General features: G+C 54.6%; 18 protein-coding genes and 1 pseudogene. 4 read left to right on the top strand and 15 right to left on the bottom strand.

The features are described 5' to 3' along the window. Positions 1–396 precede the first annotated feature (396 nt). The 6 genes and pseudogenes from cas1e to casA all read right to left on the bottom strand — a co-directional run bounded on the left by cas1e (position 397) and on the right by casA (position 6509). Complete coding sequence (gene cas1e / locus R3C20_24595) at positions 397–1323, bottom strand: type I-E CRISPR-associated endonuclease Cas1e (GenBank protein ID MEZ6043689.1); 927 nt, start codon at positions 1321–1323, stop codon at positions 397–399. 286 nt (positions 1324–1609) lie between these two features. Beyond that, positions 1610–2308 (bottom strand): type I-E CRISPR-associated protein Cas6/Cse3/CasE, encoded by a 699-nt coding sequence (gene cas6e / locus R3C20_24590; protein ID MEZ6043688.1) that lies wholly within the window; start codon positions 2306–2308, stop codon positions 1610–1612. Next, a pseudogene (cas5e, locus tag R3C20_24585) lies at positions 2308–3084 on the bottom strand (type I-E CRISPR-associated protein Cas5/CasD). Before cas5e ends, cas6e begins: the two are co-directional and overlap by 1 nt. 11 nt (positions 3085–3095) lie before the next feature. Then, positions 3096–4301 carry a type I-E CRISPR-associated protein Cas7/Cse4/CasC gene (gene cas7e, locus R3C20_24580; protein MEZ6043687.1) on the bottom strand — a complete coding sequence of 402 codons (1206 nt, stop codon included), beginning with the start codon at positions 4299–4301 and terminating at the stop codon, positions 3096–3098. Positions 4302–4390: 89 nt separating this feature from the next. Beyond that, a complete protein-coding gene (gene casB, locus R3C20_24575) occupies positions 4391–4987 on the bottom strand; it encodes a type I-E CRISPR-associated protein Cse2/CasB (GenBank protein MEZ6043686.1) in 597 nt (198 codons plus the stop codon). Beyond that, complete coding sequence (gene casA / locus R3C20_24570) at positions 4944–6509, bottom strand: type I-E CRISPR-associated protein Cse1/CasA (GenBank protein ID MEZ6043685.1); 1566 nt, start codon at positions 6507–6509, stop codon at positions 4944–4946. The genes casB and casA overlap by 44 nt, the downstream gene beginning before the upstream one ends. A gap of 924 nt (positions 6510–7433) precedes the next feature. On the opposite strand from casA, the gene R3C20_24565 reads away from it, so the two are divergent. Together R3C20_24565 and R3C20_24560 are read left to right on the top strand one after the other, a co-directional pair. Then, positions 7434–7673 carry an addiction module protein gene (locus R3C20_24565; protein ID MEZ6043684.1) on the top strand — a complete coding sequence of 80 codons (240 nt, stop codon included), beginning with the start codon at positions 7434–7436 and terminating at the stop codon, positions 7671–7673. Then, positions 7670–7987, top strand: coding sequence for a type II toxin-antitoxin system RelE/ParE family toxin (locus tag R3C20_24560; GenBank protein ID MEZ6043683.1), 318 nt, complete (start codon positions 7670–7672; stop codon positions 7985–7987). Before R3C20_24565 ends, R3C20_24560 begins: the two co-directional genes overlap by 4 nt. A gap of 262 nt (positions 7988–8249) precedes the next feature. Here the strand turns inward: R3C20_24560 and R3C20_24555 are convergent, their stop codons facing one another. The 7 genes from R3C20_24555 to R3C20_24525 form a co-directional block, all read right to left on the bottom strand. Then, complete coding sequence (locus R3C20_24555; protein ID MEZ6043682.1) at positions 8250–8471, bottom strand: hypothetical protein; 222 nt, start codon at positions 8469–8471, stop codon at positions 8250–8252. A 249-nt stretch (positions 8472–8720) separates the two neighbouring features. Then, complete coding sequence (locus R3C20_24550; protein MEZ6043681.1) at positions 8721–8942, bottom strand: hypothetical protein; 222 nt, start codon at positions 8940–8942, stop codon at positions 8721–8723. A 313-nt stretch (positions 8943–9255) separates the two neighbouring features. Further along, entirely contained in the window at positions 9256–9402 is a 147-nt protein-coding gene (locus R3C20_24545; GenBank protein ID MEZ6043680.1) for a hypothetical protein, read from the bottom strand. Positions 9403–9417: 15 nt separating this feature from the next. Next, positions 9418–9585, bottom strand: a complete 168-nt coding sequence (locus tag R3C20_24540) for a hypothetical protein (GenBank protein ID MEZ6043679.1) — start codon at positions 9583–9585, stop codon at positions 9418–9420. 4 nt (positions 9586–9589) lie between these two features. After that, complete coding sequence (locus R3C20_24535; protein ID MEZ6043678.1) at positions 9590–10717, bottom strand: CRISPR-associated endonuclease Cas3''; 1128 nt, start codon at positions 10715–10717, stop codon at positions 9590–9592. 191 nt (positions 10718–10908) lie between these two features. Then, positions 10909–11781 carry a WYL domain-containing protein gene (locus tag R3C20_24530; protein MEZ6043677.1) on the bottom strand — a complete coding sequence of 291 codons (873 nt, stop codon included), beginning with the start codon at positions 11779–11781 and terminating at the stop codon, positions 10909–10911. 465 nt (positions 11782–12246) lie between these two features. After that, positions 12247–15600, bottom strand: a complete 3354-nt coding sequence (locus R3C20_24525; GenBank protein MEZ6043676.1) for a PSD1 and planctomycete cytochrome C domain-containing protein — start codon at positions 15598–15600, stop codon at positions 12247–12249. Between R3C20_24525 and R3C20_24520 the strand changes: the two genes are divergently transcribed. Together R3C20_24520 and R3C20_24515 are read left to right on the top strand one after the other, a co-directional pair. Continuing rightward, a complete protein-coding gene (locus R3C20_24520; GenBank protein ID MEZ6043675.1) occupies positions 15587–18211 on the top strand; it encodes a prolyl oligopeptidase family serine peptidase in 2625 nt (874 codons plus the stop codon). The genes R3C20_24525 and R3C20_24520 overlap by 14 nt on opposite strands. A gap of 345 nt (positions 18212–18556) precedes the next feature. Continuing rightward, a complete protein-coding gene (locus R3C20_24515) occupies positions 18557–20320 on the top strand; it encodes a hypothetical protein (protein MEZ6043674.1) in 1764 nt (587 codons plus the stop codon). 148 nt (positions 20321–20468) lie between these two features. Here R3C20_24515 and rpmA read toward each other — a convergent pair whose 3' ends face one another. Further along, on the bottom strand, positions 20469–20723 hold the full coding sequence (gene rpmA / locus R3C20_24510) for a 50S ribosomal protein L27 (protein MEZ6043673.1): 255 nt from the start codon (positions 20721–20723) through the stop codon (positions 20469–20471). 178 nt (positions 20724–20901) lie between these two features. Continuing rightward, entirely contained in the window at positions 20902–21873 is a 972-nt protein-coding gene (locus R3C20_24505; protein MEZ6043672.1) for a hypothetical protein, read from the bottom strand. Positions 21874–22093: the final 220 nt, after the last annotated feature.

Below are 22093 nucleotides of genomic sequence, written 5' to 3'. Positions count from 1 at the left end.
CCGTGCCGGTTCACCCCCACAGTTGTGGGGACAGCACCTAAAGGTCCAAAACGCCAGGCAGCAGCGACGGTTCACCCCCACAGTTGTGGGGACAGCGATTCAGCCGATCCTGCCTGACCAGGCTAATCGCGGTTCACCCCCACAGTTGTGGGGACAGCGACGTCTGGCCGGATCCCAGGTGCGTGCGAGTACGGTTCACCCCCACAGTTGTGGGGACAGCTCCAGGATCTTGTTTACTCCCGAGGGATGCCCACAAGATATAGGCCCTCAAAGTCGATAAGTTCTCGTGATGTATCGCCGAACGTTCGAAATTGAAACCCCTGCTCACATGGATATCTCCACGCCTGAAAACAGGCACCCGCCTTGCGGCCCTTGATCGCTTTTGTCCATAGCTCATCACGAATCCTCGCGGTCATGCTGCCAAGGAATATCCCGGCCTTCGGTTCGATCATCCAGCGACTCAGATCCCCCCGCAGGCTGATCGGAACCCGTTCCAGAATCATCACGACCATCAAGCACCTCCCGAATGTCCGGCAAAACTCGCTCCAGAAACCGCGTCCTGCGAAACATGTCCCGACATGCCTGTCGCACACGACTTTCGACGTTCTGATCACTGGCCGCCACCGTTTCGAACACCAGAGGCACGATCAGGTCCACCTTGTAAAGATCGGCAATGTCATACACGAAGGACAACATCTTGCCCGTGTGGACAAACCCAATTGCTGCCGAGTACCCCGCACTCACAATGCCAGCGTGGACGATCCCGTTCAGACAGGCACTGGCCGCGGATAACGCGCGATTCAGCGGATCACCACGATTCCAGTTCTGAGCGTCGTAGTTGCGTCCCTGCCAGTTAACGCCAAATTGCTGAGCATATTTCTGGTAGGCATTGCGAACTCGAAAACCCTCCTTGCCGCGGATTGCCTGAATATGCAGCCCGTTCTCAACCGACTCGCCAAACCGCTTTTCATACATGCGAACCACGACAGCTCGCCGAGTTCGCAGATTGGATGCCAGAGCCGCCTGCCGCACCAGATTGCTGGAGAAATGTGTTCCACCTCGACCATGACAGTAAAACCGCACACCTTCTTCGCCCACCCAAACCACGGTGCAATTGCAATCCGCCAAATTGCAGACCGCCATGTGAGTAATGGTGGTTCCCGGCCCCAGCATCAGCAACGCCAGGTCCGCCGCCGGAATGGGCACGCGTTTCTTTTCGGTGACATAGGCCACCGACTTCGCGTCCTGTTCGATATGACCTTTTTCCAGGTACAGATAGCTCAACCGATCATCAAACCGAGTGAGCTGCATGAGACTGTCCATGATGGCGTTCCTGTGGGGAAAAATGTGCCCGAAAGTCGCCTCCTGCGTGATGATGAGAATGGACGATCAATCAACGGCCCGCAGCAGACGGCCGGACGGATGACACCGCAACCCGCAGAACGCCGCCGCCCGCACAGCACTTGACAGCGCGTGCTTCGCTCCCGTGGGTCGCACGTTTCCGTGCGCACACAACGAAGACAGTGGAACCCCCAGAGCTTCTCGCGGACCAATCAAGAAGGCTGTTCCGGCCGGCAGACGCTGCAGACTCAGCGGCAGCTTCAAACCGTCAAACCCGCGCGACGCTCAACAACCCAAACCCAAACGCCTTGGCACTGCCAATGCCGGATGTCAGAGATTTCAGGAACAGATTTGCGTCGGTCACCAACAGGACGCCGTCAAAGCGGACGCCCTGATGACTGAGGGTTCGGTGGTCTTTTTTCCGGAATGAAGAGATTTTGCCCAAGGGTACGACGGTTACGTTTGGCACTTCGCGACCGTCATTGGTTTCGAACATGTCCAGGCGGAATCCACCCACTTCGCCTTTGCGAATGAGCCACGCAAGTTGCTGTTCCTCAGTTCCACATGCGTCTCGCCGACCGTTTTTCTTACCATCCACTTTTCGTTTTACGGTCGGATTGGCAACGAGCCTGAAGCGGTAGCGGTCTTCCCTTGCAACTACAACGGCGTCAGAACCTGTCGCTTCCACCTTTGTCGCCGTGTACGTGATCGCTTCGGGACCGGTAACGCTGGCATATTGTCGTTCCTGCAGACAATCCCAGTTGGGCGCAAATTCCGACTGCACAAGCACGACAGGAGGTCGGTCTTCATCCGGGGCAATGTCGATGCGATAAAGCACCCTTCCCGCTCCACCAGCCGACTTGTCCGGAAATGCTGCCATCAGGGTTCGGTGCATTTCGTAGGGAGACGCTAAGTCACGATGAACATCGCCGCTTCGCGTGTTGAGCGACAATTGCGAAAGAAACATCAGGAGTTCTCCTGTAGATTGGATTGATGAGCCAAATCGCTGACCGAATCAGAAGGTTGCTCAGGCAGCGTTGAGGGATTCTCGATCCAGTCCGTGCGAACATGGCGGACGGCAAATCGTCGATCCTGAATATCAAACGACAATGGAACATCCTGACGAGCTTCACCTGCGAAGGGGGCGTCAGTTTCTAAAACAAGACGCAGCCGTTTGGTTGGTTCCCAGTGTCGTTCGGGACGTTGCCAGGGTTCCGCCCGCAGGACGCTCTCGACATTGTCAGCGTCGGAATGCAGTCCGTCAGGCAGCCAGACAGGTTTGCCAGGCACAAAAGATTTTCGGCCCAGAAACTGTGGCCAAACAGGACTTTGCAACGAGTGCTGTAGTAGCAGCAGCAACGCTGGATCACCGGCCAATGCAACAAGGAATTCCGCATCGGCCAGGTACGCGAGTCGAGATGACCGTATCACCGGCTTTCCCGCTGGCTTTCACGACTCCATAGCGGGGCCCATCATGTCGGCCGTTCAGTGTCCGCCGCCTGCCGTATGAAAGTCACGAGCCAGTGTTCCTTCACGATCGACTCGCACGCCCATCCGAAGTTTGGCCAGATCACTGAGACGAATCGTGAGCCCGGAGACATCCAGTTCTGTCTCTGTACGCGGAAAGCCCAGCGATGCGCACAGCAAACCAATAACGCCGCTCTTGGAAGGTTCGAGTCCGGTGTCGCGAGTGGTGAAGCGGCTTTGTGTCCCCCAGCTCTGCATTGGACCGGAAAGCCGCATAAGCAGGACGGTCATGCTGATTCCTTTCCATTGTCACTGAAGTCCAGAGATTTCAAGGCGCTGTCGATGACGGCTTGCAGCGAATCTTTCTTGTATTGCTTGGTGCTGGAGAGATCGACATCGGCGAGCGAGAACAAAGCTCCTGCCATAATCTGATCTTTGCCATATCCAGCGATCAACTTTCCCCAGTAGCCATCAAGCTCCGTGATGGACCGCTGCACCAGGCTCAGTTCGCCATTGGGACGCACAGGGCGTTCAAAAGCATTACTCAGCGACCACAGGCCCGATTTTCGCACGACGGCAAAGACAAATGACGGCGGATTGTGTGCAGCGAAAGTATTCTGCTTACCGCTGGGAATCGCGGAGACAGAGGCTCGCACGAAGGCTTCGACCGTCCGTTTGGCAAGCTCATGGTCACCCTGCAGATTCTTCACCAACTGAGGAATGCAGATGTTGGCGTATCGATAAAAGCAGGACGAGTTGTATTCGACCACGCCCAGCATCCCGGCTCCGGCGTCATCTTCGCGAGTTTTCAGATCGTCTACCGCCGTGAAGTAGTCCATCTCCATATCGACTTTGTTGGTGGAGATTGCATGAGCCACCTGGCTGGCCGCATCCACATTCTTATCCGGCAGGTCGGCCAGCATACGGCCAAACAAAGCCAGATCTGCCGCCTTCCCGCCGTCCAGCACGGCTGCGACCGCCTTGGTAACATCGGGAGGGATGGCCGCCTTCTTGTCGGCCTTGGCTTTCCGAGCGGACTTATTAGGCGTCGCGCTGTCTTCCCCCTCTTCGCTCGATTCACTGGGGACCATGTCAGACAGTGTCTTCCAGTGTTCACGAATAACACGCGCCAGCGAACTCACTTCGCGGCGACCAACGAACAGGAGATACTGCGTGAGTCCGTTTTCGTCGACGGTCAGCTTCTGAGACGACAGTGCGAGTTCGATGATTTTACGGACCTGATCCGGATCAGCAGAAAGATCTGCGAGCTGAGTCGCGATCTCGCCAACAAGGCGATTTGATCGGACGGCCCGATCTTCCGCAGAAAGCAATGTGGATTCCCCGAAGGCACCGCGGATCGATCGTTTAATACATTGGCTGCTGATTCGAGCCCGCCGATACCCGCCGAAACGACAGTCCTTCGGCGCGTTGGTGTCGTCGCGGTTCAGACACGATGGAGCAAAATTCTGAAGGAGATGCAGTTCAAGATTCATAACCATGGGACTTTCGATGAAATGAAGTTGGAATTAAACAAAATGGTTCACAAAGGACATTGCTTAGCTCTGACGCCTGTGTTGCCGGATCAGGTCTCTTCTGACTTTGAGATGCTGGGCGTCATGGATTCGCTGGCGTCGGAGTCCCCTGCCTGCTGACGAACTGCACCCCAGAAATCCATCGACCATCTTTTTTGCACGGATCGTGATGGACGATTCCAGTTGGTGACATCCGCCAACAGTTGAGCCCAGTCAAGGGGAACACCTTTCGATTTGAGAAGTGCGATGGCATATCGCAATCGTTTCGGCAGGTCTTCCTCATCGCTATCCAGCAGGGCGTAGAACCGACGCTCGACGGCTTCTTCGCTGCCGCCAGGAAGGCTGGCCATCCTCCGAAACGCCGCACCGATGCTGCCGGAACCTGTGTCGGCGGAATGTTCGGCAAACAACGACGCAATCAGACAGCACCGATTGACCTCCCATTCATCAGTGAAGTTGGCTCGGCCCTGACGTCGCAGTTGGGTCAGAACCCAGGCATCACGGCGTGGTTCTTCGCCAAAGCCCTTTCCCTGTCCACGGCGAAGTTGAGCAAGTATGCCACGATTTTTCTTCTCCTCCAGGTTCGAAAGTGCGGCGGCAAAATCAGTCTGCCACTGCTGTGGTGATGTGAAGTTTTTCGTTGTCATCAATGAACTCCTTGAGGTTTGAAAATTGTTTGTGAAGTTGTCCTCGCAATTGCGCCATTGCGACAGTGGCGGCACGCAACGTGCGCGCCGAGTGGTCCAGTTGTTGTGTGGTCTCCTCAAACGCCTGAATCGCCATCATGCGGACGGTCTGCCAGCCCCATTTGGCCACCAGTAATTCGCGATCATCCGGCTGGTCTGCCAGCTCATGAAGTAGCTCCCGAAACGGCAATTCCAGACGCGACCAATAGGGTCGATCCGGGGCAAGAGATCTGGCAATGGTTGTGACTCGTGTTGCATCCGGCTTGCGTCCATCCGGAGCCAACAATTGCGTCGCAAACGACTTACTGCATCCAAACAAGAACCGCCCGGCTGCTTCAGCATAGCTCAGTGCATTCTGCAGATGGCCGACCAGTTCGCTACTGCTCAGGAATGCGAGGGGAAGCGGTAAAGATTCGGCCCGCCAGAATTCAATGGCCGCGTTCTTACCGAGGATGCCGAACGCCTTGAGATCCAGTTCGCGGTTGGAGTCCAGATACTCCCGGCCAGGCATGGACAGATTCATCAGGTGCGTCAGGATGTCTGGCCGAAAAAACTCGGGCGAACTGTCGGTCGTTGTGGCGAGAAACAATGCGGAAGAATCCCGCCACAACGCTCGTTCCGGAGAAAATGAATACGGGTAAACACCGGACTGCTTGCTGGCCCGATAAGCGAGCATCGGGTCAGGCCGAAGGGCCACATGTTCGCAGCGTGGCCCCTTGATATAGACAATTTCGCGAACACCGTTTTCTTCAGGGATGAGCCGGATCCGTCGAGGCTGCCACGTCAGTGACTCCAGATATCCGCGAGGCGCTCGATTGTTCGTGGCGACTGAGTCCTGCTCCCAGGTCGGCAAATCTTTGCGGCTGGGAATCGGATGCGTGGGGTCGTACCAGACGAGATTCAGCATCAAAGTTTCAAACAGCGAGTTTCCCGTCGCGAGAAACAACATTGAATAGGACTGATGAGAGGACACATAGCCTGCTCCCCCGCTCATCGCTAACGATTGCTCCACGATCAGATGCCGTGCGACTTCTGCGAAGCTGAGCAGTGGAAAGCTATTCTGGATCGTGTGATTGAACAGCGAATCTGTAAATGTTTGAGCAACATGACGAACCAGTCGAGCAGCAGCGTCCACTTTGTCTGCCTGAAGTGATGCATCCTGATAGAACGGATGCTGGTCATCAAACAAATCAAACCGCGTGTACCACGCCTCGAAATAATCGGACAGTTTGCGGGTGTCGAACTTTCCCGCGTCCCAAAGGGTTTTCCATGAGTCATAGCTGTCCGGGCCAAAATTTCGATGCAGGATCGCCAGTAACAACCGATGCAGAGCGATCGTGACCAGCGGCGATTCATCACGCAGTTCCCGAATCTCGTGGGCACGCGCCAGCGTCTCCAGCAGGCCGAATTCCACACGCTCGCCATTGGCAATAACACAGGGAATGAACGGTTTTTCAATCAGATTGAAGGTCTGTTTATCCACGGCCTCTACCCCCCTACAGAATCGCACATATCGACTCCGCAGCGGGACCGCAGTAATGCGAGAGCCGCTTTAGCGTCATTCAAGATTGCTGCGGACGGACGTCCCGTCTGCAGCGACAGTTGAGAAACGGACGGGTACTGCGGTGTCCCAGTTTTCTTGCCGACCACGGCAGCGAGTAACGAAGTCCGCAGTCGTGCTGGCAACGCCGAAATTTCAGCAAAAACTTCCCGGTTGTCAGCCGAATCGAATAGCTCAGGTGGTGAAACGGCGTCTATCCGACACTTGCCAGTTGATTGTGATTCACGAACAATGGTCATCATGCGATCTCCCTTGAGTCTCGATTTCTCCGGTCACGTGCAGCACGATCAATTAGCCGATTGAGCATTCGTGGGCCGTACCAACCTACATATGCATCGTAATTTTGAATTGAATGGTCTTGAGTGTACGGGGCCAGTCTGATCCACAACTCATGGATCGCATCGCCCCGTTCGATGCCGAAACTCTGGAGCCTCCGCCTGTGTTTTGGCCGCTGCAAGAGAGAAGAAATGGATTCAAAAAGTGGGTCTGCTGCCATTGATTTGCCTCCGATCTGAAAGGTTGTCGCTGATAATGTACCAGGTAATCCGAGATAATCCTCGGTTCATGGGAACGTAGAGCCTTTTTATATTGGATCGCCTGCCATAACATACGGTTCTGTAATGACTTGCAATCTTCAGAGTTTCTGGAGATTTTCCGTTTCTGGTCGGCACAATTTAATTGCATGCTTCCCCATATCAATGGGGGTGAACCGGCTCTGCGTTAACATGGTGGATGCACCGATTGTTTAATCCCCACTTTGTGGGGGTGTTGAAGCGTGGTATGGTGACATTGAAAGATCGGCGGAGCCGGGATCAATATGTGTTTATTCAGACGAGGGGCACGACGATGACATTGGAACAGTTGCGGCAACAGGTTTTGCTGCTGCCCGTACAGGATCGAGCTGCGCTGATTCGAGACCTGATTGACAGCCTTGAACCAGATGAATCCAGCGAACCGATTTCGCAATCGTGGCTTGACGAGATTGCCGCACGGTCCGATGCCCTGCATCGGGGCGAAATGGAGTGTGAGGACTGGAGAACTTCGCTGGGCCGAGTGCGGGAACGCCTGGCCGGGAAGGCCACGTGAACGTTCGCATCTGGTCAGTTGCTGAACAGGAATTGACTGCTGCGGCTCTCTGGTATGAAGAACAGCAGTCCGGACTCGGCAACCAGTTTCTGGATCAGTATGAAGCCGCAATGACGGCGATTGAAGTCGACGCAGCAAGCTTTCCGATACTCGAAGCCTTGACTGTCGATCGCCCCATTCGACGGTGTCGTCTGAAGCGATTTCCATATGTGATTGTGTTTGAAATCGTGCGATCGGAAGTGGTCGTCTACGCGATTGTTCACCTGAGCCGCAACACAGAAGCTTTGCTTGACCGAATCCAAAGTGATTCATGATTCCTCCCGCTCGAAAACGAGTCCGAGTTCCGGATCAAATCTGAGGTGATGCGTACCAGCACTGTACCGGCCGGAAGCGTTAAGTGAGACAGCTCGGGCGTAGCAGAGAGCCCCTGATTTTCGCCAACCAACAGGCACGTCCTGGGCTGTAAAGTGATTGACCCAAAATCGGTTGGAAATGGACAACGATCGTTCGAGCAACTTGCGGACTGTCTGTGTCGACGGAGCGGACTTCAGCACCACGAGCTCCGTTCCTTCTGCATCAAGAGACAGCAGCCCATCTTTCCTTGTAGAGCAGAACAAGCGTCATCGACGGGTCGCCTTCACGAGTGACTGCCTGCAGGTTTCGATGCACTGCGGGATCGTCTTCATTAAGTTGCGGGCGTGAGCCCGTCAGCAGATCATCGGCTCCTGGTGCGGGCACTCGCACATCGGTGGCCTTTTTGACTCGCTGTTTTGAATTCCCTGCTGCAGACCCTCCCACGTTCGTTCCATTCGAACGCCAATCAGCGGGAAAAAGGTTGCGAACGTCGGTGGGGAGTAAACGTTCTCGACAAGTCGCTCAAGGTTGTTGGGCAGATGAATTGTTTGATCACTGCTGAGTTCGCCAACCAACGTCAGCCATGTTCGCAGCAGAATATGCCGATCGTAGATTCCGGGGCGGTATTTCCCCTGTTCAGTAAACCCGACTGAAACGCCTGGTCGGGGATACCGACCTCATCCAATACTGGTTTCACCAGCCACAGTTGTGGAGTGACGAGGCGATACGCCGCGGTCGCCCTGGATGTCGATGGAGTCTTCCCGCTCTCTGCAGAATCAGGTCAATCGGAGCGACTTCAGAAATCAGCAGGTCAAAATCGAGGTCGAGACTCTGCTCAATAACCTGAGTCGCGACAAGAATCATGCGTGGAGGCCGCTTGGGATTGTCGATTGGACGCCCCAGTGATTCCAACACTTGTCCCTCGATTCGCATGCGATCTGCGACAGGGAAGCGTGCATGGAAAAGGTTAACCTCGACGCCATCATTCTGAAAGCATCTGCCAGCGTACGAAACATATTCTGAGCACGCTGAACCGTATTGCAGACAATGCCAACGCATCCTCCATCATTCAGAACGTCCTGCAGTTGAGTCACCAATTCCGTTTCATTAAGCCACGCGATTCTGACAGTCAGATGTCTGGCTGGGTCTGTTTCTACGGCGTGTGAGGCGAGCTGGTCTTCACCATATTTCGCAACTGTGATTCGTGGATAGGTGTCCGTTGGCAGTGTCACTTCACAAATTCGGTGTAGGCTCCGATCAGCTTCTTCCGTCGCTCAGATGGCAGCGTTGCGCTAAGCAGCACCACAGGACAGCCGAGACTTGCCAGCCATTCCAGCAATCGCTCCATCAGAGTCGTCATAGGCGTCGTAGGCATGCACTTCGTCCAGAATTACAGTTTTGCCGCACAGCCCAACAACCTCACGAAATGGTGTTTGGTCTGCAGTACCGCCATTAACAGCTGATCGATCGTACCACCACCAAACGGTGCCAGAAGTTGCTGTTTGCGATTTTCTGCAAACCATGATTCGGCCAACACGTTGGCCGAAGGTGGCTTCATTCCGTCACCATATTGCGTGATGGAGGCGTGTTTCCGTAGTGTCAATTTCCGCGATCTTAAGCAGTTCAGAGAAGGCTTCAGAGAAACCGGTCCTGCCGTGCAGCAATTGCAGATTAATTCGTTGGGTTTCATCTTCGAACTGATATCGCTGCCGTAACCACTTTTCGATTCTGCTAAACATCTGATTGGACGTCGCCTGAGTCGGCAGGGCAATATACAATCCGCGGCCACCAAGTACGTGACTGGAATGGTCTGCAAGATAGACCGCAGCTTCTGTCTTGCCTTCTCCCATCGGAGCTTCGATCAGAACAAGCTGCGGTTTCGTCGTGTGGCTCACGATCTCAACACAACATTTCTGTAGCGGCCGGGGCGACTGAATTTCGGGATGAACATCAGTGAAGGACAAGGGCCCCGTTTTTCGTGGTGACCACCTTCCAAAGCCGAGCTGACGCACAGCATCGTCGGCGCGTTGCTGCGATAGTTGCCGGTATTCGTCCCAATCAACGTCCGCACCGGCCCATCGACCGTTCGCCTGGAAGAATTTCGCGTTCGATCCCACCCAGTCGGCTACGGAAATCAGCCCGGCAAGAAACAGCCAGAATCCTCCGGCTTCTGGAATGAGTTCGCAAGGAGGGACCGAACCCGCTACCGAAAACTCGTCTGCGATCAATGTCATGACTCGTGAGCGAGCTTCAACCCATGCCCCCTGGCCCAGCGAGTTGCGGCAATTTCGCAGTTCACCTGCCCCGGGGATGACACCGTGGTGTCCGCCGACAACCGCAGCCACACATGCAGCCATCTTTTTTGAAACGGCTGGCCATGCGCCGTTCCGGGGATCACTCAATTCGTCCTGGAGATAAACTGCCGACAGTCTGGCGTGGGGCAAGACCGGTGAGGAGCTGATCGCGAAGCCCAACGCCTTCAACTGTTGTTTTGCCGACGGTGACTTGAACTGAAATCCCGGCGAAATTTTACCGATGTCATGCGTCGCCGCCCAAAATGCAATCCATCGTCCCGCCGTTTGTTCATCCAACGAGAGGCATCGTGCCCACCGTGCCCGCAGTTCGTCTCCCATGGACTTATTCCAAAGGGCGAGGCATGCGTTTCCCACATCCAGCAGGTGACAAGCCACTGGATGTGATTCTTCCGGATAAGTCCCCCAATCCCAGCTTGGCCACACCGCAATTCCGGTTTTCAGTCATTGACCGGATTCTTTCCTGGACATAGAGTGAGCCGCATCGGTCAAGATCCATCGAGATCTCTTCCACCAGTGCCCTGGGTTCCAGCACCGTGGCATTGGGGCCGAAGCTCATGATCCAGCGCTTAATCTCCTGGGTGTCGGTCAGACGGAATTCGGCGATCAGGCTGCCGTCCTTTTGTTGGCTCAGTTTCTGGCTTTTGTGCCAGCGGGATTCTTTGACGTAGCGGGCGACATCGCGAGCAAAATGGATGCGTATGGTTTGCAGCTGGCCGCTGCCGCTTTGGAAGACTCGAAGCTGTGTTCCAGCCAGTCGGCCAGATTGAATTTCTGGGGATGCTGGCTTTCAGGTTGGTGGAATGCACATCATCGATGCGGTCCATTTTGTAGGTGCGGATTTCTGATCGGCGACTGGACCATGCAATCAGGTACAGACTGCCGCGATGAAACACAAAGCCCTGAGGATAAACTTCCTGTTCAACAGGTTCCGTGGCCTGGTCTGACTGATAGACAATCAGTGACACAAGTCGGTCTTCGACAGCGATAATCAACTGGTCGATCATCTTCCATCGTTTGCTGTAGTCGCTGGAACCCACCGCTGTTGTGTGCAGCGACGCTGCCAGTTTTTGCAGGTAACGCAGGGCCTGCTCGCCCAGAGCTCCCCGGATCTTGCTGAAGACCTTGTGTTGACCATCCCAGAATGGTGTGCCGGCCAAAGGCTCCAGGAATTGGCGCCCCATGTAGATCGACAGCAAGTCGGTGATTGTAAAACCGAACGCTTCACGAAAACCTTCAACTCGCCATCGTTTGACACCTCGGAAACCCACGCTTTCACAAACGCGGAAGCCGCCGGTAGTCAGGTCAGAAATATCACGGCGGATTGTCTCCAGAGAGACTTCCATCTCGGCACTTAATTCTTTGACGGTGTATCCGGTGTGGGCGTCAGCTAGTAATTTCAGCAGTCGCCATTGGCGGATCAGAGATTTCGATGCACTCATAGTTTCCGCACAATAGCACTGAGGTTACTCAGATCATGACCAGGGTCACCCTTGTTTTTCCGGGAATCTTGTTTCGGGGGTAATAGTACACCCGCCATATGGGCGACTGAAGCAATGCTGGCAAACAGCGGTCGTCTAGTCGAGACTTCTCTGGCGAAAACGCATTGACCGCCTCCCGCATCACAGGCCGACGATCTCTGTTCGTGTTGCCCGCAATGGACTTTCTTCGCCTTACCCTGCTGGATCAGATCGCCAGATCTCATGTACAGGTTTTGCGAACAGGACGTGCGTCATCCTGACGCAGGAACTCGGAAATCCGGTTGGTCGTCGGGAGCATTCCAGGAGCGACAAGCTGCCGTGTGAGTTGCAAGGACCGGGCGAATAGAGTCCCGCTCGATAGGTTCTGTCACTCGGTCCGATTGATAAACGGCGAGGTAGAAACTGACGATCTTCAGATAGTCGTCGTCAGCTCATCACTTGGTGTCGATTCCCGGCCTGATGGGTTATGGTTTCATCAGCATTTCGTCCAGATTCAGAATGACGCTGGCGACTACAGTGAAGGCCGCCGCATTGATATTGGCCTGATTGTTTTCCTGTGGTTTCAAGCGTGCGGATTGCAGGAATTCCACAAGATTCCCCGGATGAAAAGGAGCGACGGGCTTCTTCGAACAGCGAAAGAAGGCGATTGAGTTCCTGCGGGTTTGCTTTTCGCACAAGTGCCCTTCGGAACATCTTTCGAATGACGTCGCTTGTTGCCTTCAGGTCGTGATCGATGCTTGTTCCTTCCCCCTGATCAATTGCTGTGCGTGCGAGAGCTCCGGCGGCTTCGACAAACACCGGGTCGTTCAGTGTGACCAGTGCCTGAAGAGGTGTGTTCGTTCGGATGCGTCTCAGCTGACAAACTTCGCCGCTGCCAGCGTCGAAGGTGATCATGGAAGGGTAGGGGCTGGTCCGGCGAAGAAACGTGTAAAGGCCTCGCCGATAACGATCTTCGTTTTCAGCAGATTCCCATTTCATTGAACTGTACGTCGCTCTCCAGATGCCTTCCGGCTGCGGTGGCATGACTGACGGGCCACCGATCTTATTCGTAAGTAATCCGGATACGAATAATGACTGATCTCTCACGACTTCTGCTGACAAGCGGAAACGCGGACTTCGGCTTAGCCATCTGTTATCGGGATCTCGTTGCCGGGACGCCGGTGAAATATGGCTGCTTTGCTGGTAAGTTGAAGACAGAACCATGGTGCGCAGCATCCTTTTAATGGACCACTGGTGAGTCTCCTGGATTTGAATGGCCAGCCAGTCCAGAAGTTCCGGATGGGTCGGAACGGTCCCCTGAATCCCGAAGTCTTCTTCGGTTTCAACGATGCCGCGTCCGAACAAACGAGCCCAGAGTCGATTTGCCAGCACGCGAGAGGTGAGTGGATTGGATGGTGACAGAATCCAGTTGGCCACGGCAAGTCGGTTTCCTGCGTCTGGTGCTTCTCCAAACGCCTGTGGCAAGGCCGCCTGTACTTCATCGCCAGGTTGCAGGAAATTGCCGCGAACATGGATCACATTTTTCCGTTGGCGTTCCGGGTTTCTGTCTCGCATGACAGGCGTCAATGGAATTTGCTGGTGAATGCTGTCTACCTGAGCCTTCAGGGCATCGCGTTGCTTCGCGAGTGGTGCTGTCTGGTCATTCTGTTTCTGGAAGGCTTCGGTCAACTGCTGACGTTGTTCATCGGTGCGAAGTGAGTCGGGAATTCCAGCGATCTCAGCCAGAAGCGGAAAGGACGGTGTCAGGCTTTCGAATGGTTCAGACGTAACTGAGAATCGAACACAGCCCAGCAGCAGACTATTGGCCGGGTATTGCTGCGAAAGCCGAATTCGCAGTGATTGTCCTTGCGGGATCGACAGAGGCGAACTGAATTCAAAAATGGCGACGTGCGGCTGGCCCTGTTGCGGTGAGATTGCCCATCCCGTTGCTGAATCGCCATCAATCGCCTTTGTGACGTCCCAGTTGGTTTGTGAGAAGTCCGCTTTGGCATTGCTGAGCGGGATGGTTTGCAGGGCCTGACCCTCTGCGTCGATTCGTTCAACAGTGAGTTCGCTGAGAACAAAGTTTGGATCTCCCCTGGTTCTGCCCGGTCCCTTGCGAGGCAGTGACTTGTGTGTCAGGGCTTCCAGTCGCAAGGCCGTGATGGGTCCGTTTTCGGTCAGAGTGATTTGATAAACATCGGTTCCCGGAAGTGCTCCGCTGGCGAGCACACTGCCATCGTCCTGGATTGTCAGTGTCGAGCCATGGGATGCTTCTGCTGTTTCAGGAGTCACGATCTTCCACGTGGTTTGTCCCGCAAGAGTCCTTTCCCAGTTGACTTTCTGCTCAGGCAGCGATGCTGTCAGCTGATCCAGTTGTGATTGCGTGTCAGCGATTTGCTTTTGGATACTGTCGAGCTGTTGTTGTTGCTGCGGTGTTGGGGTGGGCAGCTTTGGTGAGTCGTCGGGTCGATCCTCATCCTCAGTCTGATTGAAGTAGGCCATGAACTGGTAGTACTCGCGCTGAGTGATGGGATCGTATTTATGCGAATGGCATTTCGCACAACCCATGGTCAGACCCATCCATACCTGAACTGTGGTATCAACGCGATCTTTAACAGCAGCAATTCGAAACTCTTCGTTGTCGGTTCCGCCTTCGTCATTCGTCATCGTATTTCTGTGAAATGCTGTTGCCAGCATCTGACTGGTCGTTGCCTCAGGTAACAGATCACCAGCAAGTTGTTCTCGGGTGAACTGATCAAAGGGCATGTCCTTGTTAAACGCTTCGATCACCCAGTCTCGATATCGCCAGATCGTTCTGGGCTGATCTTTCTCGTAGCCTTTAGTGTCGGCGTAGCGAGCGAGATCCAGCCACATCCTCGCCCAGTGTTCGCCAAATTGTGGTGAGGCGAGCAACTGATCGACGACAGCCGCGAATGCGTCCTGTGAGGGATCAGCTGCGAATTTGTCCGCAGCCTCTGGTGTGGGAGGCAGCCCTGTCAGGTCCAGATAGACTCGGCGGATTAGCGCATAAGGATCTGCATGCGCGGCGGGGGCCAGAGTCAGCTCTTCGAGCTTTGCGGCAACAAAGTTGTCAATTGGATTCCGACACCATTCACTTCGTTTGACACTCGGGACACTGGGAAGAGCAGGGCGGACGAATGCCCAGTGCGTCTCGTAGGCGGCACCCTGTTCGATCCATTGTTTCAGCAACTGTATTTCCGCCGGCTGCAGCGAGTGGCCGGAGTCGGGAGGGGGCATTTTCAATTCGGCATCTTCCGAGAGAATGCGGATCATCAATTCACTCCGGTCCGGCTGATGAGCAACAATGGCTCGGGATGCGGAGGAGTCCGGAGATGCGTTTGCGTCTGCAGGAAGGTCGAGTCGCAGGTCTGCCTGCCGCGCCTCTTCATCAGCACCGTGGCAGGCAAAGCAGTTCGTCGCAAGAATTGGCAGCACTTGTTCACGAAAATTGACGGACGTCTCATTCGTCGCTGGCGCGGGTGGCTGAGCAACCACTGCGTCTTTTGATCCTGCGAGCGTCAACAGCGTCAATAATGTTCGAATGGCGGTCTGTAATCTGTTGACCTGATGAGTGCCGTGTGCATCAGTCGCGTGTTCTCGTTTGGAGGCTGTTCTTCGCATGTTGGCGAGCTTTGGCTTTGTAGTCCTTGTGGGGCGGAGTGCTCCAATGTAGTTTTCCTGTCGCATCGAGAACAGCCACCAGCTTTGCAGGACCGATGAGTCAAAGTGGATGGGGCGATCGGTTTTGAATATGGAAACAATAATGTACAGCGTCATTCACATCAGCAACAGATCTCCGCACCGTTTGCCGGTCAGCCTGCGATTTCTGGCATGCAGTGCCCTCTTTTTTCTGTCCGTGAAGATTGCTTTCGGTCAGCCGCCGCGAGTCTACCGAGATCGTGTTGAGCCACATTGGTTCTCGGATGGTCAGAAATTCTGGTATCAGGTTTCCACCGGACCAGATCAGAACGCATTCATCCTCGTCGATGCAAATACAGGTATGCGTTTACCTGCGTTCGATCATCAGCAGGTTGCAGAGAGACTGTCGAAGTTACTGACCCGCGAGATCCCTGCATCACGATTGCCCGTGCAGGATCTGGAGTTTCCTGACGACAACTCCGTGCTGTTGAAAGGCCCTGATGGCACCTTTCGGCTGAATGTTGTTTCCGGCGAGCTGAAGCAGGAGGCAGGAATCGCGAAAGAATCAGACGCCCGATTGTTTCTGCCAGTGCGTCCTTCGCGTTCCGGCGGGAGCGATACCGAAATTGTTGTCACCAATGCGACAGATGCCCCCATCCGGTTGTTGTGGATCAATACCGGCGGGCAACGCCAAAGCTATGGCAACATTGAGCCCGGTCAAACCAGGCGGCAGCATACTTTTTCGGGACATTGCTGGCTGCTGGCATTTGAGAATAATGAACCCATTGGTTGTCTGCAGGCAACGGATACTCCTGCGGAAATCGTGATCAATGCTGATACCGCCGGCAGCGTTATCCGGCGAGGACCGCGGAATGGTCAGGGGCGACGACCGCAGGCAGATGTCGGCCGGTCTTTGTCTCCGGATGAGAGTCTGAAGGCATTTGTTCGGGATAACAATCTCTGGATCGAATCCGTCGCTTCAAATGCCAGCGAGCGGCAGGAACAGGGGACGCCGGACCAAAAGGCACTGACAACCGATGCCACGTCGGAAATGACATTCCAGCTCGATCGATCGCGGGAACGACTGGTTGGCATGGCTTATGACAGAGAGGATGGGAGTGAACACGAAGCAGATGTTCGGTGGTCTCCTGATTCCGGTTACCTGATTGCGTTGCAGACACAGCGTGTGATGGAACGCCGCGTTCATTACATCGAATCTTCACCGGCGGACGGTCTTCAGCCGCAACTGCGTTCTTATCCTTATCTTAAGCCGGGTGACGCAGTTCCTGTTTCATGGCCTCGATTGTTTCGACGGAATGACGATGGTCAGTTTGTCGAAATCGAAATCGAACGTGATCTCTTTGCGAATCCGTGGCAACTGCAATTCCTGCGGTTTGATGAATCGGACCATTGTTACTGGTTGTACAACGAACGCGGACATCAAACCCTGCGCGTCCTTGAATTGACATTATCAACAGGCAGAATTCGAACGGTCGTCGACGAGCATAGTGACACATTTATTCACTATTCGTCGAGCGGCAAGTTTGAACTGCACTGGTTATCTGATGGTCGACTGATTTGGGCCAGTGAGCGGACGGGCTGGAATCACCTGTATCTGTATGATGTTGCATCCGGGACGGTGAGAAACGCAATTACAACGGGTGACTGGAACGTTCGCCGAATCGAAAAGATTGATGAGCAGAACGGTGTTATCTGGTTTTATGCAGTTGGCACGCATCCCGGTCAGGACCCGTATCACGAGCATTTCTGTCGCGTCAATCTGGATGGATCGGGTTTTGCGGTGCTGACAGACGGTGATGGTACGCATCAGATTGACTGGTCACCGGATCGGACATTCTTTCTGGATCGATATTCGCGCGTTGATCTTCCACCAGTCACTGAACTTCGTAGCGCTGATGGTGCCCTGGTTTGCAGGCTTGAGGAGGCGGACGCATCAGAGACCATCGCGTTTCGTGGAGGTTTGCCTGAACGTTTCGTCGCGAAAGGCCGCGATGGGAAAACAGACATTTGGGGAATCATCCATCGGCCCCGTAACTTTGACGCAAACAAACAATACCCGGTCATCGAGAATATCTACGCAGGACCTCATGACCACCATGTTCCGAAGGCTTTTCGCAGTTCGTGGGGGCACCAGCATTCGATTGCGGATGAGGGTGCCATTGTTGTTCAGATCGATGGAATGGGGACGGCCTGGCGTTCAAAGGCCTTTCATGACGTGTGCTTCCGGAATCTGAAAGATGCAGGGTTTCCTGACAGAATCGCCTGGATGACCGCGGCCGCTGCAAAATACCCCGAGATGGATGTGAGTCGTGTTGGCATCTATGGCGGTTCGGCCGGTGGACAGAACGCAATGGCGGCACTGCTTTGGTTTGGTGATTTCTACGATGTCGCTGTGGCGGATTGCGGGTGCCATGACAACCGGATGGATAAAATCTGGTGGAATGAACAGTGGATGGGTTACCCGGTCGGCGAACACTATGCGGCATCTTCCAACATGGAGCATGCCGATCAGTTGCAGGGGCATCTGATGCTGATTGTCGGAGAGCTGGATCGCAATGTTGATCCTGCGTCGACAACTCAGGTTGTTGGCCGACTGATTCGTGCGGGCAAGGATTTTGACTACGTGTATGTGGTCGGGGCCGGCCATGGTGCCGGTGAAACGCCGTGGGCCTCCGCCCGCCGCCTTCGATTTTTCACAGAACACCTGGCTATGGAAACATCGCCGTAGGCCCGTGAAAAACGTGTGTTGTGCTCGATTGTCTCAACTTGCACGAAAACGTGACAGAAAATTTGACGCCCAATTTTCGCAACCTATGTTTGCCTGTTGAACGTGCGAATGAGAAACAAAGAACGCAGAGCGAACCTTCGCACGTCGAACCAGACACACGCAAACAACAGCGCGATAGGGAAAGCCAGGAGGCTTTGAGGGGACCCTACCGCGCTGTTTTTTTGCGCGCGATGAGTTTGTTAATTTGGGCTGATCAGATCGACTTTCTTGATTTTGCCGTTCATTCTGAATTGGGGGATTGCCGATACCGACTGATGGATCGGTCTCCTGAATGGATGCGCACAAATGAATGGCGAGCCTCAATTTCAAACAAGCCGCATTTTGCTGACAACGGCGATTTTGCTGGTCTGCATACTTGCTGCAGTCTTTGTTCTTCCCATCCTTCGACCCAGGATTGCACAAGCGACCCTGTCGGCAGAATCACAGGCAGAATCTGCCGAACGTCTGCCTGGTTCTGCGCAGGACAACGTTCTCGCACGTGCTGAAAACCGCGCAGACGCGGCTCCTTCTGCGAAGGTGCGTCCAGACGTTGCTTCGGGAAGCGTGATTCATCCTGCATCGGCGCGAATCGTAGACGCAGACGCTTCATCTGCTCAGGAAGCCTGGCAGAATTCCACACCAACAGCCCAACCCGATTCCGGACGTGGATCGCTTGCACTGGAAGAAGAACGTCGGCAGCAGAGTCAACGATTTGCTGAGCTTCAGGAGCGGATTGACGGGCTGAATCAGACGGTTAACGGACTTCGACAGGAAAACGAACTCACGCGTGAACTGTTAAGTGCTCATCGCGAACTCGCGGAGCTTACGATGCAGAAAGTTCAGGCACAGCAGTTTGCTCAGACGCCGATTCAGGCCACCGCTGTCAACCAGCCAGCTGCCCCTGCGGCGATCACCCTGAATATAGTGACGGGAGAAGCGACTCGAGTCGGTAGGCTTGAGAATTCAGGTGAACAAGCTCCCGTCCGAGTTGCCGAACGGACGGAAACGGGCATTGCCAGCGATTTCAGTCCTGGACTTGGTGACCGCTTGTCCGAGACAAACGAAGAGCCGACCACGACAGACGGATTACAAGAGCCCGATTTGCTGGCGCTGCCTGGTCTGGATGCTGAAGAATTACCGGAAGATGCCTCGGTGGTCTCGACACTTGAGATTCAACCACAGGGGAAAACGGCCACCGTCTACAGGCACTATGCTGTGCCGCTTGCCCCCGGGGAAAACACTCTTCGTTCTGTTCATCCACAGGTAGAATCGCCGGGTCGCCATACGCAGGTCCCGGCAATTCCTGATATGCCCGTGCCTTCGATTCCCGAACCGGCGATCCCTGATCCGACTGCCGTCCCGCATTCGTCAGGAAGTGGTGGTTTTGAACAGCAGTTTCCATTTCCGGAACAGTCGGCCTATCCGCCGCCAGTGCCACCAGTTCCTGAGTCCTATGCACACTCCCGGAATCCAAAGGGAGTGGACATGACACCAATCGAAGTCGACCCCAACAGTGCTTCAGCCAGAAACGCTCGAATCAAGCAGGATGCCCTGGCAAAACGCCAGGCTGCGCAGGTGCGGTTTGAACATCAGTACCAGTTCTCTTCCAGTGCTGAACCTGTCTCGTCTGCAAGCGTACGAAGTGACGGTCTTTCGGCAACTTCAGCTCCTCCCCCGTATCCGATGAACCAGGCACCGCCTGGCCTCCTTTCCACAGCATCCCTGTCCATTTCACCGGGGCCTGTTCCGGACGTCCCGACGATTCATCAGACGACCTGGACACGGCAGTCACCACCTGAATCCGCAATTCAGAAACCTGCGCCTGTGAATTCCGGCCAGAGAACAGATTCGGCTGGCGTCGCGCCGCAGCGGTTTCCATCAACATCGACGACTGTGCCGACGTCTGATCAGGACAACTGGCTGAAGAATTTCAACGTTCCACGCCTTGTGACGCCTGAGTGGCTCAAGGGTAAATCGTTGAATTCTGTGAAGGCGATTCGTGAATCCCGTGGAGCAAACCGCGTACGATCGGCCATTCGCTATTCGACGCAGCCCGCCACAGTCAAATGAAGGCCGACTGGTGTGAGGCTTTGTTGGGTGGCCTCGGCCGCCATCGTGGAGCCAACCGGTGAAGCCCGCGTTTCGAAACGCGCAGCAAAAAACGAACCCGGTTCCGGACCGGATTCGCTTTTAGTTGGTTCGGTTGAGTGTGTTCGAATCAGTTGGATTCGGCAGGTACAACATTCATGCGTCGACCGTTGCGGTCAAACAGCACGGTTCCGTCGCAAAGTGCGTACAGCGTGTAGTCACAGCCAATGCCAACGTTCTTTCCGGCATGCCATTTTGTGCCGCACTGACGCGCGAGGATATTTCCTGCGACAACAGCTTCGCCGCCGTACTTCTTGATGCCTCGACGCTGCGCATTTGAGTCGCGACCGTTGCGGCTGGAGCCTTGTCCCTTCTTATGAGCCATGATTCAACACTCCGATCATCTTGTCGGGCCAAGTTGCCCGTATTGAGTTTGACGGTACTGATTTATTGGGAGTTATTTCGGACGCGGCAGTCTGACGTCTTCCGCCGGATTTTCAAGACTTTGGTCCGCAGAGCTGAGTTCTCAGGGGCGAAATCTCATTTTGCAGAGGCAAAAGAGGTTATTGTTCGGCCGTTTCAGCCGATTTTTGGGCGTTACGAAGAATTGTGTCAACCTGTGGCACGTCTAGTTGCACGTTTTTGGCCCGGTAGAGCCACTCGGGCTTTTCTTCAATCCGGAATTCTTTTTCGTCCTGAAGGAACTCGTCGCCAGGGCGGGCAAATTGCTGTTTCACGACTTTCTCTTCGACGACTCTGGCGCCTGCGGCATCGGTTGAGATGCGATACGCGTTCGAGAGTCCTGACATGAAGACGGTGAAGTAGTCTGTCTTGGGATCGATATTTCGCCAGATCGCGACGCCATAGGTGGCTTTATCCAGTGGTTTCGCGTCAGCATCCGGTCCGAGAGTCCTGACAGGATCGGGATAAGACTGGATGCCATCAACGCTGTTGTGCAGACGCAGGTCAGCCCCACGTCGGCCGAATTCACGTTCGAAGACCATTTGCTGGATCTGCAGATTCAGTTCATCCAGGTGTTCTTTTTCCGATCCCTTATCGTCCACTCGAAGAATGAATCGAGGCAGCATCAGGGGTTGGACTTGCTTCGGATCGGTTGAATTGGCAGGATCGTGCTCCGGATCCGAAAGCTTCACGAGTAACTCCGCCTGACCGTCGCCAGCCAGCTCCGTGTAGTCCCGGGGAATCGTTCGGTAAACCATGTACCAGACCAACTCACGCGAAACTTTGCCGGTTTTCGGGTCTGTGACGGGCATTCGCACCATTCGGACCGGCTTGTACTGAATCTCCAGCATCTGCAGGGCCGGGTAGCCAGGTCCCAGAATGGCTTCTTCAGGTTTGCGAACTTTGCGGAATCCGAGCATTTCATCAACCGAAACGTCAATCGAACTGGTTCGGGCGAATCCGTCGGTCAACGGAGCTCGAATCAGCTGTGCTTCGGAAACCGAAGAAATCTGCGAGACGAATGCGGCTAAGCAAATTGTCGCAAGTCTATACAGAGAATGACGTTCAGTCATCGAGGCGGTTCCTGAGGAATGGTTCTGCAAAATGCCGTACGAAGCCGTGTCAGGGCGTGGGTCGCCGAGTATAACCTTCCCCTAAACAGCGAGGCAACAAAACTTTACGACGCGATACGGCTGCAACGAGTATCGAATGATGTTTGAATCTTTATCCACAGAAATTGGCGAGGCCCTGTGAGGTCCAGCCGGTGAGGATGCGTTCATGCTGGTTGTGTTG

It is taken from the genome of Planctomycetaceae bacterium, from assembly GCA_041398825.1.
Classification (GTDB): Bacteria; Planctomycetota; Planctomycetia; order Planctomycetales; family Planctomycetaceae; genus F1-80-MAGs062.
Note: the sequence above shows the minus strand (reverse complement) of the source record. Positions and strands in the feature narration are given on the sequence as shown.